At 69.2% G+C, this 13,902-nt stretch carries 11 protein-coding genes; 8 read left to right on the top strand and 3 right to left on the bottom strand.

Annotation, left to right across the window (positions count from 1 at the left end; all coding sequences use genetic code 11):
* Positions 1 to 18: 18 nt before the first annotated feature.
* Complete coding sequence (locus KUG41_RS08350) at positions 19 to 555, top strand: hypothetical protein (protein ID WP_216903020.1); 537 nt, start codon at positions 19 to 21, stop codon at positions 553 to 555.
* 66 nt (positions 556 to 621) lie between these two features.
* Here KUG41_RS08350 and cobN read toward each other — a convergent pair whose 3' ends face one another.
* Positions 622 to 4,386, bottom strand: a complete 3,765-nt coding sequence (gene cobN / locus KUG41_RS08345) for a cobaltochelatase subunit CobN (RefSeq protein WP_216903019.1) — start codon at positions 4,384 to 4,386, stop codon at positions 622 to 624.
* Positions 4,387 to 4,439: 53 nt separating this feature from the next.
* On the opposite strand from cobN, the gene KUG41_RS08340 reads away from it, so the two are divergent.
* From KUG41_RS08340 to KUG41_RS08330, 3 genes are read left to right on the top strand one after another with little or no spacing between them, the layout of a single operon-like run.
* Positions 4,440 to 5,357, top strand: coding sequence for a branched-chain amino acid transaminase (locus tag KUG41_RS08340; RefSeq protein ID WP_216903017.1), 918 nt, complete (start codon positions 4,440 to 4,442; stop codon positions 5,355 to 5,357).
* Positions 5,357 to 9,052, top strand: a complete 3,696-nt coding sequence (gene metH / locus KUG41_RS08335) for a methionine synthase (protein WP_216903015.1) — start codon at positions 5,357 to 5,359, stop codon at positions 9,050 to 9,052. Before KUG41_RS08340 ends, metH begins: the two co-directional genes overlap by 1 nt.
* A 50-nt stretch (positions 9,053 to 9,102) precedes the next feature.
* Positions 9,103 to 9,375: a DUF4090 family protein gene (locus tag KUG41_RS08330; protein ID WP_216903013.1), complete on the top strand. Its 273-nt coding sequence runs from the start codon at positions 9,103 to 9,105 to the stop codon at positions 9,373 to 9,375.
* A gap of 13 nt (positions 9,376 to 9,388) precedes the next feature.
* On the opposite strand, the gene KUG41_RS08325 is transcribed toward KUG41_RS08330, so the two are convergent.
* A complete protein-coding gene (locus KUG41_RS08325; RefSeq protein WP_216903011.1) occupies positions 9,389 to 9,616 on the bottom strand; it encodes a hypothetical protein in 228 nt (75 codons plus the stop codon).
* A gap of 131 nt (positions 9,617 to 9,747) precedes the next feature.
* Between KUG41_RS08325 and KUG41_RS08320 the strand changes: the two genes are divergently transcribed.
* Positions 9,748 to 10,119 (top strand): DUF2237 family protein, encoded by a 372-nt coding sequence (locus tag KUG41_RS08320; RefSeq protein ID WP_216903009.1) that lies wholly within the window; start codon positions 9,748 to 9,750, stop codon positions 10,117 to 10,119.
* 3 nt (positions 10,120 to 10,122) lie between these two features.
* Here KUG41_RS08320 and KUG41_RS08315 read toward each other — a convergent pair whose 3' ends face one another.
* On the bottom strand, positions 10,123 to 10,851 hold the full coding sequence (locus tag KUG41_RS08315; protein ID WP_254216976.1) for an SDR family NAD(P)-dependent oxidoreductase: 729 nt from the start codon (positions 10,849 to 10,851) through the stop codon (positions 10,123 to 10,125).
* Between the two features lie 79 nt (positions 10,852 to 10,930).
* On the opposite strand from KUG41_RS08315, the gene KUG41_RS08310 reads away from it, so the two are divergent.
* From KUG41_RS08310 to KUG41_RS08300, 3 genes are all read left to right on the top strand, one after another.
* Positions 10,931 to 11,851: an NAD(P)H-dependent glycerol-3-phosphate dehydrogenase gene (locus tag KUG41_RS08310; protein WP_216903005.1), complete on the top strand. Its 921-nt coding sequence runs from the start codon at positions 10,931 to 10,933 to the stop codon at positions 11,849 to 11,851.
* A 114-nt stretch (positions 11,852 to 11,965) separates the two neighbouring features.
* Positions 11,966 to 13,015 (top strand): SpoIID/LytB domain-containing protein, encoded by a 1,050-nt coding sequence (locus KUG41_RS08305; protein ID WP_371734082.1) that lies wholly within the window; start codon positions 11,966 to 11,968, stop codon positions 13,013 to 13,015.
* Complete coding sequence (locus tag KUG41_RS08300) at positions 13,005 to 13,835, top strand: DUF4922 domain-containing protein (protein ID WP_216903003.1); 831 nt, start codon at positions 13,005 to 13,007, stop codon at positions 13,833 to 13,835. The genes KUG41_RS08305 and KUG41_RS08300 overlap by 11 nt, the downstream gene beginning before the upstream one ends.
* Positions 13,836 to 13,902 lie beyond the last annotated feature (67 nt).

The following is a 13,902-nucleotide window of genomic DNA, read 5'->3' as shown; positions in this document are numbered from 1 at the left end:
ACATACCACCTTGCGTCGATGGGTCTGTTCGATCGTCTGTTCGGTTCCCGCGCCGAGTCGGTGACCAAACCCGCCGGCTCCGCCAAGCCGAAGCCCAAGGCCGAAACCTTCTTCCTCGATCCCGAGTCCTCCTCCAGCCTCGGGGATGTGAAGTTCATGAAGCGGTCGAACACGATCCGCCACACCTTCCCCGGCAACGCCGACAGCCCCGGCGACAAGGAGATGATCGCGGAGGTGGCCTCGATGGAGGCGCGGGTCGAGAAGATGACCCCCGGACTGGCCGGCATCCAGGCCACCGAGCAGGGTTCGGTGAACCTCACCGGAGGGGTGCCCAAGCCCGTCAAGAAGACCTTCGCCCAGCAGATGACCCCCGCCGAGCTGGGTCAGCGGTTGAAGGGCACCGCCGTCACCGGCACCAATCTTCCTGGAGGCTCGGCAGCGGCGAAGAAGCAGAAGGAGGCGGCGGCAGAAGGTCAGCCGCAGATCACCCAGCAGGCCGCCAAGCCGGGCACCACCGATCCGTTCCGCTCCATGGTCAGGGATCTCGATCTCTGACCTTCGCCTGAGGGCCGCCATCCCGCCCAGACTTCAGCAGCCCCGGACGTCAGGCCTGGAGCTGTTTCAGCGGTGCTCCACCAGGCTCTCGCTCTCCAGCACCAGTTGCCTGAGCCGCTCCAGCCGGGTGGCGTCAGCCCCCTCCCACAGTCCGCGGTGGTGGGCTTCCAGCAGCCGCTCGGCCATGTCCCGCAGGGCCCAGGGGTTGCTGCGGCCCAGAAACTCCCGCACCTCGGGGTCTTCCAGCCACGCCTCGCTGAGGGCTCCGTAGCCCCAGTCGGGCACCCGGCCGGTGCTGGCGTCGTAGGCGAACAGGTAATCCAGGCTGGCGGCCATCTCGAAGCCTCCCTTGTAGCCGTGGCCCCGCATGGCCTCGATCCAGCGGGGGTTGAGCAGCCGTGAGCGCAGCACCTTGTCGAATTCCCGCTCCAGCCGGTGCATCCGGGGCCGCTGGCTGCGGGAATGGTCTCCGAACCAGAGGGCCGGGGCCCGGCCCTGGAGCTTCTCGGCTGCGGCACTGAGGCCCCCCTGGAACTGGTAGTAGTCGTCGGAATCCAGCAGGTCGTGCTCCCGGTTGTCCTGGTTGTGAAGCACCACCTGCACCTGCTCCAGCCGCCGCTCCAGGCCGCTGCGGTCCGGCGTGGCCCTGATCGCCCCGCCGCTGGCCGCGTCGGTGGCATCGCCGTCGTAGCGCCAGGCGCTCCAGTTGAGGAACGCCTCCCCCAGATCGCCCCGCTCCTCCCAGTGGCCGCCATCGATCAGCCCCTGCAGGCCTGCCCCGTAGGCCCCGGGGGCCGACCCGTAGATCCGCCCCCATTCCCCTTCCAGCCGGGCCGAGGCCGCCAGGGGGTTGGCTTCCCCCTCCTCCTCCAGGTTGGCCACCAGCCGGGAGGCCCTGTTGAACCAGCCCACCAGCTGGGGAAAGGCGTCGCGGAACAGCCCGGAGATGCGCAGGGTCACGTCCACCCGGGGCCGTTGCAGCAGGCTCAGGGGGATCACCTCCACGTCCACCAGCCGGCGGGTGGGCCCGTCCCATACCGGACGCACGCCCATCAGGGCCAGGGCCTGGCCGATGTCCTCGCCGCCGTTGCGCATGGTGGCGGTGCCCCACACCGAGAGGGCCAGGCTGCGCAGGTCCTCCCCTTCCTCCTGGAGGTGGAGCTGGACCAGCAGCTCGGCGCTGCGTCGGCCCAGGTCCCAGGCGGCCTCCGTCGGCAGACCGCGCAGATCCACGCTGTAGAAGTTGCGGCCGGTGGGCAGCAGGTCGGGCCTTCCACGGGTCGGAGCGCCCGAGGGTCCGGCGGCGATGCGGCCACCGGCCAGTGCGGTGAGCAGGGACTGGCGCTCCGCTTCGCCGCAGGCCAGCAGCGGGGGCAGCAGGGCCCGCCGCAGATGGGCCAGGGCGCGCCCGGTGGCCCGGCCTGGCAGGAGGAGTGGATCGGGGGCCTGCTCCTCCAGCTCGCCCCTCACCAGCGCCAGGGCCCGGTCCTCCAGCAGGGCCACCGCGTCGCCCCCGTGGCGCAGGGCCTGTCCTGGTTCCCCGTGGGGTGCGAGCCGGAGGCGGTCGGCGGTGCTCAGCGGTGTCTCCTCCGGATCGGCCCAGGGGTCAAGATCCAGGCCCAGATCCTCAGCCAGGGCCTGGGTGAGACCGGGCTGGCCGGCCTGGGGGGCCCGGGCCAGGCAGAGCAGCAGTTCGGCCAGCAGGCCCTCCGGAGGCAGGGTGCCGAAGGTGTGCAGGCCGAGGCGGATCTGGGCTTCCTTGAGTTCGCAGAGGTAGCCGTCGGCAGCCTCCAGCCGGGCCTCCAGCCCGTCCAGCGGGGACTGCCGGCCCCCGCTGCCCCCCGCTGGCAGACGCAGACCCTCCAGCAGGTCGCCGAGCCGATCCCGCAGCAGCGACGCCCGTTCGCTGCCCAGCTGCCTCGCCTCCCAGTACTCGTCCAGCAGGGTTTCCAGGGCCTGGAGATCTCCATGCAGGCCGGCCCGGCCCAGGGGCGGGGTGAGGTGGTCGAGGATCACCGCCTGGGCCCGGCGTTTGGCCTGGCTGCCCTCGCCAGGGTCGTTGACGATGAAGGGATAGAGATGGGGCACCGGGCCCAGGGCCCATTCCGGATAGCAGTCCCGGGAGAGGCCCAGGCCCTTGCCGGGTAGCCATTCCAGATTGCCGTGCTTGCCCACGTGCACCACGGCCTGGGCCCCGAAGGTCTGTCGCAGCCACAGGTACTGGGCCAGGTAGGCATGGGTGGGCGGCAGGTCAGGGCTGTGGTAGCTGAGGCTCGGATCCCGTTCGTAGCCACGCTCCGGCTGGATCAGCAGCAGCACCCGGCCGAAACGCAGGCCGCGCACCGGGAAGGCCGCTGCCGCCCCGCCGCCATCTGCGGCCACCCGCTCCAGGCCCCCATCTGTCTCGGGCGGCCCCCAGACCGCTTCTAGCCGCCGGCGCCCCTCACTGGGGAGGGTGGCGTACCAGGTCTGGTAGGCGTCCAGGGGCAGGTGGGCCAGGGGAGCCCGGTGGCCGCTCTCGGGATCGTTGCTGCGGCCCTCCAGGAGCCGGTGGATGAGGCTATCGCCATCCGCCGGCAGGTCCCCCGCCGGGCCCAGGTCATAGCCGGCGTCTGTCAGCCAGCCCAGCATCAGCGCGGCGCTGGCCGGGGTGTCCAGTCCCACCCCGTTGGCCAGTCGGCTGTTGCGGTTGGGATAGTTGGCCAGCACCAGCGCCACCCGGCGCTCCCCGGCCGGCGTGCGGCGCAGGTCGATCCAGGCGGCGGTGAGCTGGGCGATCCAGTCCAGTCGCTCGCCGTCGGGCGCGTAGCGATGCAGGGCGGTCGCCAGGGCATCGCTGGTGGCGACCCTTTCCTTGAAGGCCCCCACCCGGGTCGTGAGGCGTCCGTCCAGTTCAGGCAGGGCCACCTGGAGGCTGAGGTCGAGGGGCGCCAGGCCGATGCTGCTCCGCTCCCAGGCTTCGCGGGGACGGCCGCTGCAGAGCACCTGCAGCACCGGCACGTCCAGCCGCTCCCACAGGGGAGCCCCCAGGCCGGCCGCCTCGAAGGACACCGATGCGAAACCCGTGCCGCAGAGCACCGCCTGCACCCCCTCCCTCTGCAGCAGGTCTCCAACGCCCCGCTGCACGGCGCTGTCCCGCAGGCTGCTCACCCACAGGGCCCTGGGACAGAGCCCCTGAGCGCGCAGGGCCGACAGAATCGCCTCCATCAGGGCCAGGTCGCCCGCCTGCCAGAGAGCTCGGTAGAGAATCACCCCCACCCGGGAGCCCGGTTCGGTGCCCCAGTCGTGCGGCAGGGGATCGGCGGCGGGTTGGGGCCGGGGCGCCTCCGGATGTTCCCCTTCGAGCAGGGCGACCAGGCTCCGCAGCAGCAGGCGCAGGTTGGCCGCCCCCCCCTCCCGCAGGCAGCCGGCCAGCGCCGTGGCCAGGGGACCGTCGATGGTTCCGAGGGCCGAGAGCGCCCTGTCCTCCTCCGCGGTGCCGGCCAGCACGAGCAGCTGGCGGCCCTGGCCGGAGGCGGCCCAGTGCCGCAGACATTCGAGCCCGTAGCTCCAGTGGCCCCGTCCCCCCAGCAGGCGCACCACCACCAGCCGGGCAGTGGCCAGGGAGGTGGCCATGTAGTGGTCGATCACCGCCGGGTGCTGCAGGGCGGAGAGGTTCAGGGCACGCAGCGCCACCGGCAGCAGGTCGGGTTCGGCCTCCAGCAGCTGGGCCACGGCCAGCAGGTCGGTGTCGGCGCTGCTGAGCAGCACCACCGGCGCCGGCGGCTGCTCCACGAACAGGTCCCCCCCATCCTCCGTCCTGTCGCCTGGTATGGACGCGAGTCGATGCATCCCCCCATCCTGCCGAACGCGATGAGAAGATCGCTCCATCGCCACCGCCTTCCATGCACCAGTTCCTGCCCTATGCCTGGTTCGGCGGACAATGCGTCCCCTTCGCCGACGCCACCCTGTCGGTGGCCACCCACGCCCTCCACTACGGCACGGGTGCCTTCGGCGGTATGCGGGCCCTCCCCAATCCCGCCGACCCCGGCGAGATCCTGCTGTTCCGCGCCGATCGACACGCCCGGCGTCTGAGCCAGAGCGCCCGGCTGCTGCTCACCGAGCTGGCGGAGGAGACGATCCACAGCGCCATCCGCGCGTTCCTGGAGGCCAACCGGCCCACCTGCCCGGTCTATCTGCGGCCCTTCGTCTACACCAGCGATCTGGGCATTGCCCCCCGACTGCACAACATCCAGACCGATTTCCTGATCTACGGCATCGAGATGGGCGACTACCTCTCCCCCGAGGGGGTGAGCTGCCGGATCAGCAGCTGGTGCCGCCAGGAGGATCGCTCCCTGCCCCTGCGGGGCAAGATCAGCGGTGCCTACATCACCAGTTCCCTGGCCAAGACCGAAGCGGTCAAGAGCGGCTTCGATGAGGCGCTGCTGCTCAACAGCCGCGGCAAGGTGAGCGAGGCCAGCGGCATGAATCTGTTCCTCGTCCGCGACGGCGTGCTGATCACCCCGGGCGTCGACCAGGACATCCTCGAGGGCATCACCCGCGCCAGCATCATGGAACTGGCCCGTTCCATGGACATCCCCGTGCTCGAGCGCGCGGTCGACAAGACCGAACTGATGGTGGCGGACGAGGTGTTCCTGAGCGGCACGGCGGCGCGGGTCACCCCCGTGCGTCGGATCGAATCCACCGATCTCTCCAGCCACCGGCCGGTGATGGAGCGTCTGCGCGAGCGCCTCACGGCGATCACGGAGGGGCGCGATCCCGCCTATGACCACTGGGTCACCCGCATCCGCATCGACGCCTGATGGTCGTCACCGTCGCCCTCCATCGCCCCACCGACCGCATCGGCTTCCTCGAGCGGCTGCACGGACCGGGGCGTCCGGTGCTCGTGTTCGACGGCGCCACCGGCACCTCACTGCAGGAGATGGGGCTGACGGCGGAGGATTTCGGTGGTGCGGCCCTGGAAGGCTGCAACGAGAACCTGGTCTTCACCCGGCCCGATGCGGTTCAGGCCGTGCATCGCCAGTTTCTGGAGGCAGGCTGTGACGTGATCGAAACGGACACCTTCGGGGCGGCTTCGATCGTGCTGGCCGAGTACGGCCTCGAGGATCAGGCGTTCGCGATCAACCGCCGGGCGGCGGAACTGGCCAGGGAAATGGCCGCCGCCTTCAGCACACCGCAGAAGCCCCGTTTCGTGGCGGGGTCGATGGGTCCCACCACCAAGTTGCCCACCCTCGGCCACATCGACTTCGACTCAATGAAGGCTTCGTTCCGGGAGCAGGCCGAGGGCCTGATCGCCGGCGACGTCGACCTGTTCATCGTCGAGACCTGCCAGGACGTGCTGCAGATCAAGGCCGCCCTTCAGGGCATCGAAGAGGCCTTCGCCGCCGCCGGGGAGCGCCGGCCCCTGATGGTGTCCGTCACCATGGAGACCACCGGCACCATGCTGGTCGGCTCCGACATCGCCGCGGTGGTGGCGATCCTCGAACCTTTCCCGATCGACGTCCTGGGCCTCAACTGCGCCACGGGACCGGAGCAGATGAAGCAACACGTTCGCTACCTCAGTGAGCACAGTCCTTTCGTGGTGAGCTGCATCCCCAATGCGGGACTGCCGGAGAACATCGGTGGCGTGGCCCATTACCGACTCACCCCCACCGAGATGAAGATGCAGTTGATGCACTTCGTCGAGGATCTGGGGGTGCAGGTGATCGGCGGCTGCTGCGGTACCACCCCAGCCCACATCGGAGCCCTGGCCGAGCTCGCCGCCGGCCTCCAGCCCGCTCCGCGGCAGGTGCGTCGGCCGGAGCAGCGCCTGGAGCGCCCGCCCCTGCACTACGAGCCCGCAGTGGCCTCGATCTACGGCGTCACCCCCTACCTCCAGGACAACTCCTTCCTGATCATCGGTGAGCGGCTCAATGCCAGCGGCTCGAAGAAAGTGCGCGATCTGCTCAATGACGAGGACTGGGACGGCCTGGTGGCCGTGGCCCGGGGCCAGGTGAAGGAGAACGCCCATGTGCTCGATGTCAACGTCGATTACGTCGGTCGCGATGGCGTCAGGGACATGCACGAACTGGTCGGCCGGCTGGTGACGAACGTGAACCTGCCGCTGATGCTGGATTCCACCGAATGGCAGAAGATGGAAGCCGGCTTGAAGGTGGCAGGGGGCAAGTGCATTCTCAATTCCACCAATTACGAAGACGGTGACGAGCGCTTCTTCAAGGTGCTTGAACTGGCCAGGTCCTATGGGGCCGGTGTGGTGGTGGGCACCATCGATGAGGAGGGCATGGCCCGCAGCGCCGAGCGCAAGTTCGCCATCGCCCAGCGAGCCTACCGGGATGCTCTGGAGTACGGCATTCCCGCCCACGAGATCTTCTATGACCCCCTCGCCCTGCCCATCTCCACGGGCATCGAGGAGGACCGGGCCAACGCTGCCGCCACGATCGAGGCGATCCGCCGGATCCGCACTGACCTTCCCGGGGTGCATGTGCTGCTGGGGGTCAGCAACGTCAGCTTCGGCCTCTCCCCGGCGGCCCGAATCGTGCTCAATTCCGTCTTCCTGCACGACTGCTGCGATGCGGGCATGGATGCGGCGATCGTCAGCCCGGCGAAGATCCTGCCCTTGGCGAAGATCAGCGAGGAGCACCAGCAGATCTGCCGCGATCTGATCCACGACCGGCGTCGTTTCGAGGGAGACATCTGCGTCCACGATCCCCTCACCGTGCTCACCACCCTGTTCGAGGGGGTGAGTGCGAAGGAGGCGCGGGCCTCGGGACCCTCCCTGGCCGATCTGCCCCTTGAGGAGAGGCTCAGACAGCACATCATCGACGGCGAACGCATCGGTCTGGAGCCGGCACTCCAGGAGGCACTGACGGCCTATCCACCGCTCCAGATCATCAACACCTTCCTGCTCGATGGCATGAAGGTGGTGGGCGAGCTGTTCGGCTCCGGCCAGATGCAGTTGCCCTTCGTGCTGCAGAGCGCCGAGACCATGAAAGCTGCCGTGGCCTTTCTCGAACCGCACATGGAGCGGAAGGAAGGCGAATCCAGCAGCAAGGGCAAGTTCCTGATCGCCACAGTCAAGGGCGATGTGCACGACATCGGCAAGAATCTGGTGGACATCATCCTCACCAACAACGGCTACGAGGTGATCAATCTGGGTATCAAGCAGAGCGTTGATGCGATCGTCGAGGCCCAGCAGCGGCACGGGGCCGACTGCATCGCCATGAGCGGGCTGCTGGTGAAATCCACCGCCTTCATGAAGGACAATCTTGAATCCTTCAACCAGGTCGGCATCACGGCGCCGGTGATTCTCGGCGGTGCGGCCCTCACCCCCCGGTTTGTGAACGGTGACTGCCGTGCGGCCTATCAGGGTCAGGTGGTCTACGGCCGCGATGCCTTCGCCGACCTGCGCTTCATGGACGCCCTGATGGAGGCCAAGGCGGCCGGCCGCTGGGACGACCGGACGGGATTCCTCGACGGGGCCCCCGAGGGGCTGGGCTTCAGCAGCCACCCCGGCGACGCGCCGGATGATGCGACGGCCGCCTTGCCTGATCAGACCGAGGCCGCCGCAACGGACCGTCGGGACGCTTCAGCCCCTGAACCAGCCCCGGCAGCCCCCGATCATCGCTCCGAAGCGGTCCCCGTCGAGCCGGCACTCGCACCTCCCTTCTGGGGCACCGAGGTGCTGACGGAAGCGGCCATCGACCTTGATGAGGTGTTCGCCTTCCTGGATCGCAACGCCCTGTTCGCAGGCCAGTGGCAGCTGCGCAAGACCCAGCAGCAGAGCCGTCAGGAGTACGAGGCGATGCTGGCGGACAAGGCCGAGCCCGTGCTTCAGAACTGGCTGGCCCGCTGCCGCGACGAGCAGCTGCTCACCCCCCGGGTCGCCTATGGGTACTTCCCCTGCGGCCGCGAGGGCAATGGGCTGGTGGTGTTCGATCCCGGCGCGATGGCGCCAGGCAGCGCACCGGCCGGAGCGGGTCCCGAGCTGGGCCGCTTCGTTCTGCCGCGCCAGCGGGGCGGCAACCGTTACTGCGTCGCCGACTTCTACCAGGACGTCGTCCCCTCCCAGCAGGGATCGGTCCGCCCCATGGATGTGCTGCCCATGCAGGCCGTCACCATGGGGGAGCGGGCTACGAGCTTCGCCCAGGAGCTGTTCCGGGCCGACCGCTACAGCGACTATCTCTACTTCCACGGTCTGGCGGTCCAGATGGCCGAAGCGCTGGCGGAATGGACCCACGCCCGTATCCGCCGGGAGATGGGTTTTGAGGCCGAGGAGCCCTCGGCCCTGCGCGATGTGCTGGCCCAGCGCTACCGCGGCAGCCGTTACTCCTTCGGCTATCCCGCCTGCCCGAACGTGGCGGATTCCCGCCAGCAGCTCGCCTGGCTCGGCGCCGGTCGCATTGGCCTGACCATGGACGAAAGCGACCAGCTGGAGCCGGAGCAGAGCACTACGGCACTGGTGGCCCTGCACAGCCAGGCCCGCTATTTCAGCGCCTGAGTCGATCCCCGGGCCATGGCAGGCTTTGAGCGACCTTCGCATCCCCAGCCATGGCCATCGCAGGACCCGGCGGCGTCGACGACGCCATTGCGGCAGGGTTGGATCTCGACGGCACCCCCCTTCCCCCGGCCATGCTGGCCCTCTATGCCGAAGTGATGGAGCTGGAGAGCCGCAGGGCCCGCAGCGGCGTGAAGAAATCGATGCGCAATCGCATCGTGCGCACCGGAGCCAAGCATCTCGACCGTCTCAGCCTGGATCAACGGCTCCGGGAGGCCGGCTGGGAAGGCCTGAAGGACAAGGAGATCGCCTTCTTCTACGACTGAGGCCCGCAGACCGTCAGCTGCACATCTCCTCCAGGCTGTCGATCACCTCCGTCTGGAAGGCATCAAGGGCGTCGGAATCGCTCAGATCGATTCCCTCCCCGGCCGCGTTCTGGGTGAGTTCCTGGAAGTGGAAAGCGCCTTCGCCGTGGGCCAGAAACTCCATGGCGGAGGGCTCACCGCTTTCCTTGTAGGCGTCGCAGAGGGCCAGGAAGGCCGCATCCTCGGTGAAATCCCAGCTCATGAAGGGGGTCGTGCTGAAAGACCTTTAACGCCTCCCCCCCGGAATTCGTCAACCTCCTGGCGGCATTTTGTGCCAGTCCTCCGTCAGACTCAGCCGGTACCGCCACTGCCCGGGACCTGGTCCACGCCTCCATGCCGTCCCCAGACAACAGCCGCAATGTATTGGGAGAACCCTTGCAGGAGTGTGGATGTGCTCCCCTCACCGGCTGGTTCCGGGACGGCTCCTGCCGCACCGATCCCAGTGATGCCGGCCGCCATACGGTCTGCTGCGTGGTGAACGAGGCCTTTCTGAGTTACAGCCGGGCCCAGGGCAACGACCTGTCCGCGCCGGTGCCGGCCTACTCGTTTCCCGGGCTGCGGCCAGGGGACCACTGGTGCGTCTGTGCGGCCCGCTGGCTGGAGGCCTACGACGACGGCATGGCACCGCCGGTGCGGTTGGAGGCCTCCGAGATCTCCAGCCTGGAGATCATTCCCCTTGAGGTGCTGCGCAGCCACGCCGCCTGAGCCTCACCAGGGCACGGGCTGGCCGTCCCAGGCCAGGAAGTCCCCGCTCGAGGCGGCCGTACGACCCTCCAGCACGTCGAGAAGATGGCTGGCTGCCCGGAGTGGGGTGAACAGGCCCGACGGGGGGACGGAGCTTCTGAAGGGTGCCGAAAGCTCCGTGGCCGTGGTGCCGGGATGGAGCATGGTCACACAGGCCTGGGGCAGCCGCCGTTGCCATTCGATCGCCAGGGTGCGCAACAGCTGGTTCTGGGCCGCCTTGGCCGCCCGGTAGGCGTACCAGCCGCCCAGCCGGTTGTCGGCGATGCTCCCCACCCGGGCCGACAGGCTGGCGAAATGGACCGGCCGATCCTTCGGCAGGGCCGGCTCGATCGCCTGGGCCAGCAGCAGGGGGCCGAACGCATTCACCGCGAAACTTCGCTCCAGTGCGGAGCGATGCACCTGGGAAAGCCGTTTCTCCGGCTGCAGCTCCCCGTCATGCAGCAGTCCGGACGCGTTGATCACGATTCGCAGGGGAGCCAGCTCCCGGGCGGCCGTGGCGGCCAGCCGGGCCAGGCTGGCGTCATCGGTCAGGTCGAGCTGAAGATGGCCACCTCCGCGTCCGGCGGTCCGTACCCGCAGTCCCGGAGCACGGCGCCCCAGTTCCGAGGCAAGGGCGGCACCGATGCCTCCCGGCCCGACGATCAGGGCCTGGCCTTCCCAGGACGACCAGGGCTGGAAGGAGGGTGTGGTCATGGCGGACACCGGGATGGCGCATGATGGCAAGGCCATCCGGGGGGTCGCCCCGGTATCGCGGTCCTGGCCGCGTCGGTCCATGAGTCTGCGCATCACCGTTCTTGGGCGGGGCGCCTGGGGCGGCACGTTGCTGCATCTCTGGGAACGGGAGGGGCACCGGCTCAGCAGCTGGTCGCGACGGGATGGGGGTGATCCGGCCAGGCTCCTGCCGGACTGTGATCTGGTGGTGGCCGCCGTCTCGATGGCAGGGGTGGGGGCTCTGGCCGCCAGGCTGCAGGCGTCCTGGCCGGAGGGGCTGCCCCTGCTGAGCTGCAGCAAGGGCATCGATCAGCAGGCGCTCTGCACGGCCAGTGAGCTGTGGCGCCAGCACCTGGCGCGGGCCCCTCTGGCGGTGCTGAGCGGACCGAATCTGGCGGAGGAACTGGCCCGTGGATTGCCGGCGGCCAGCGTGGTGAGCAGCGTCGACACCGCCCTGGCCCGTCACCTGCAGGAGCAGCTTCGGACACCGAACCTGCGCCTCTACACCAACAACGATCCAATCGGCACCGAGGCCGCCGGTGGTCTCAAGAACGTCATGGCCCTGGCGGCCGGCATCAGTGACGGCCTGGGCCTCGGGGCCAATGCGAAGGCCTCCCTGCTCTGCCGCGGTCTGGCGGAGATCGCCGTGGTGCTGCAGGCCCTGGGAGGCCAGAGCGCCACCCTCTATGGCCTCGCCGGACTGGGGGACCTCCTGGCCACCGCCAACAGTCCGCTCAGTCGCAACTACCGGTTCGGGATCCTGCTGGCCGAGGGCTGCGACGAAGCCGTGGCCCTGGAGCGGATCGCCGCCACCGTGGAGGGACCCCGCACCGCCAGGGCCGCCCTGGCCCTGGCGTCGCGGGAAGGCTGGCAACTGCCGATCTGCCGGCAGGTGGTGCGCCTTCTGGAGGGACAGGTGGAGGCCCGCCAGGCGGTTCAGGAGCTGATGCAGCGCGACCTGAAGGCCGAAGCGGCCCTCTGATCAAGGCCTCCAGCCCCGGCGGCGCGGGGGGCAATGCGCCGACCGTCCTGCCGGAAACGGGTGCAATGGCGCTCGATCAGGCATGATCCGGCAGATGCTTTCTGAATCCTCACCGTGAGACGGCACTGCGCGGGCGCCATCGCTGTCCTCCGTGCCCGTGGCCTGGGGATTCTCAGGGAATGCCGCCGTCACCCACTGCTGATCAGCGCCCCCCTGGCGATGCTCGCGGTCGGTGCCGGTATCGCCGCCCAGGATCTGCTTCCCGGCAGTCCATCCCGCTCCGATGCCGACCTGCTCGAAGCTCTCATCGCCCAGCCCCAGCAGAGCTCAGGGCCGGTCAGCGCCACCGCTTCGGACCAGGACGCCGGCCTTCTGGCGGCGGCCTCGCTGCGGGCCCAGCGCACCAGCCTCAGCAGCCCCGACCGCTCGCTGATGGAACCGCAGGCTGGTGCGGAGGTGCCCCTCGAGATCCGGGTGGCGCTGCTGAAGGCCTCCGCCTCTCCCCGCCTGGCCGCCAGTGGCCCCTGGCGCCTGTCCGACCGGGATGGTCGGTCCCTCCAGGAGGGCGGCGCCGACACGGCCCCCGATCTCGGCGCCGCCCTCTCCGGCCGGGCTGAGGTGTGGATGGAGACCGGAGCCGGCCAGGCGCTCTATGTGGATGGTCAGCCCTACGAGGGCCGGCTCCGGGTGCTGCGCGGATCCCAGGGATTGCAGGTGGTGAACCACCTTCCCCTGGAGCTCTACATCAGCTCTGTGGTGGGAGCCGAGATGCCCAGTGGCTGGCACATGGAGGCCCTGCGGGCGCAGGCCGTGGCGGCCCGCTCCTATGCGATGGCTCACATGGCCCGGCCCGCCAGTGCCCACTGGCATCTCGGCGACACCACCCGCTGGCAGGCCTACCGGGGGCTCAGCAGCGTCACGGCCCGCACCCGGCAGGCCACATCCAGCACCTCCGGGGTGATCCTCAGCTACCAGGGGGGCATCGTCGAAAGCCTCTATGCCGCCACCAGCCGCATCACCCAGGAGGCCCATGGGCACCTGGGAGCCAGCATGAGCCAGCACGGTGCCCAGGAGCTGGCCCAGCAGGGCCTGCGTTACAACGAGATCCTGGGGCGGTACTACCAGGGGGCCTCCCTGGCCCGTCTGCAGGCCGGTGCGAGCTGAGCGCCATTGGCAGCGGGCCAGGGACGTGTCGGAACGGGCCCGAAGGGAGGGTGCCCTGATTCCCCTCGACACGCGCATCCTGCCGATACCGAGCGCAGATCCGTTCCTGGTGCGGCAGTTGCTGACCGCCACGCCCCGTCACCTGCGGCAGGGGGGTCCGAAACCCAATCCCTTCCTTCCCTGGGACGTGCCCCTGCAGGTTGACCTGCTGGAGCCGGGCCATGTGCTCCTTCTGAACAAGTATCCGGTGCAGGAGGCCCACCTCCTGGTGATCACGCGGGAATGGCGTCCCCAGGCCGGCTGGATCGAAGCCAGCGACTGGCAGGCGGTCTCAGCCGTGAGCCAGGACACCGGTGGCCTGTGGTTCTTCAACAGCGGCGCCCGCTCCGGGGCGAGCCAGCCCCATCGGCATCTGCAGCTGCTGCCCCGCCGCGCCGGTGAGCGCAGCTGTCCCCTGGCCCCCCTGTTCCTGGCCCAGCTGACCGGCCGGGAGCTGCCCTGGAACTGGGCTTATCACATCAGCCCCCGGACCGATCCTGGCGGTGGTTCTGACCTGGAGGACCTGTACCTGCGCCACAGCTGTGCTCTCGGCCTGGGGGATCCTGCCCGCGACCCCCATCCGCTCCACCCCTACAACCTGTTGTTCGATGACCAATGGTTCATGACCGTGCGACGGTTGCACGAGCACGGCGCCGGCTTCAGTGTCAATGCCCTGGGCTTCGCCGGATTCCTGCTCAGCACCGAGCGCTCCGACCTCGGCTGGCTGGAACGGCATGGCCCCTGGGCCCTGCTGGAATCGGTGGCGGCTCCCACACTCTGATTGCATCCCGTGGTTCCACGGTTGCGAATGGCAGCCAGCCTGGCGCTCTCTGGAATGAAGTTCCCTG

Origin of the sequence: Synechococcus sp. CCY 9618, from assembly GCF_019038415.1 — a bacterium.
Taxonomy (GTDB): Bacteria; Cyanobacteriota; Cyanobacteriia; order PCC-6307; family Cyanobiaceae; genus Cyanobium.
The sequence above is the reverse complement of the archived record's forward strand: the minus strand, read 5'-3'. Positions and strand labels throughout refer to the sequence as shown.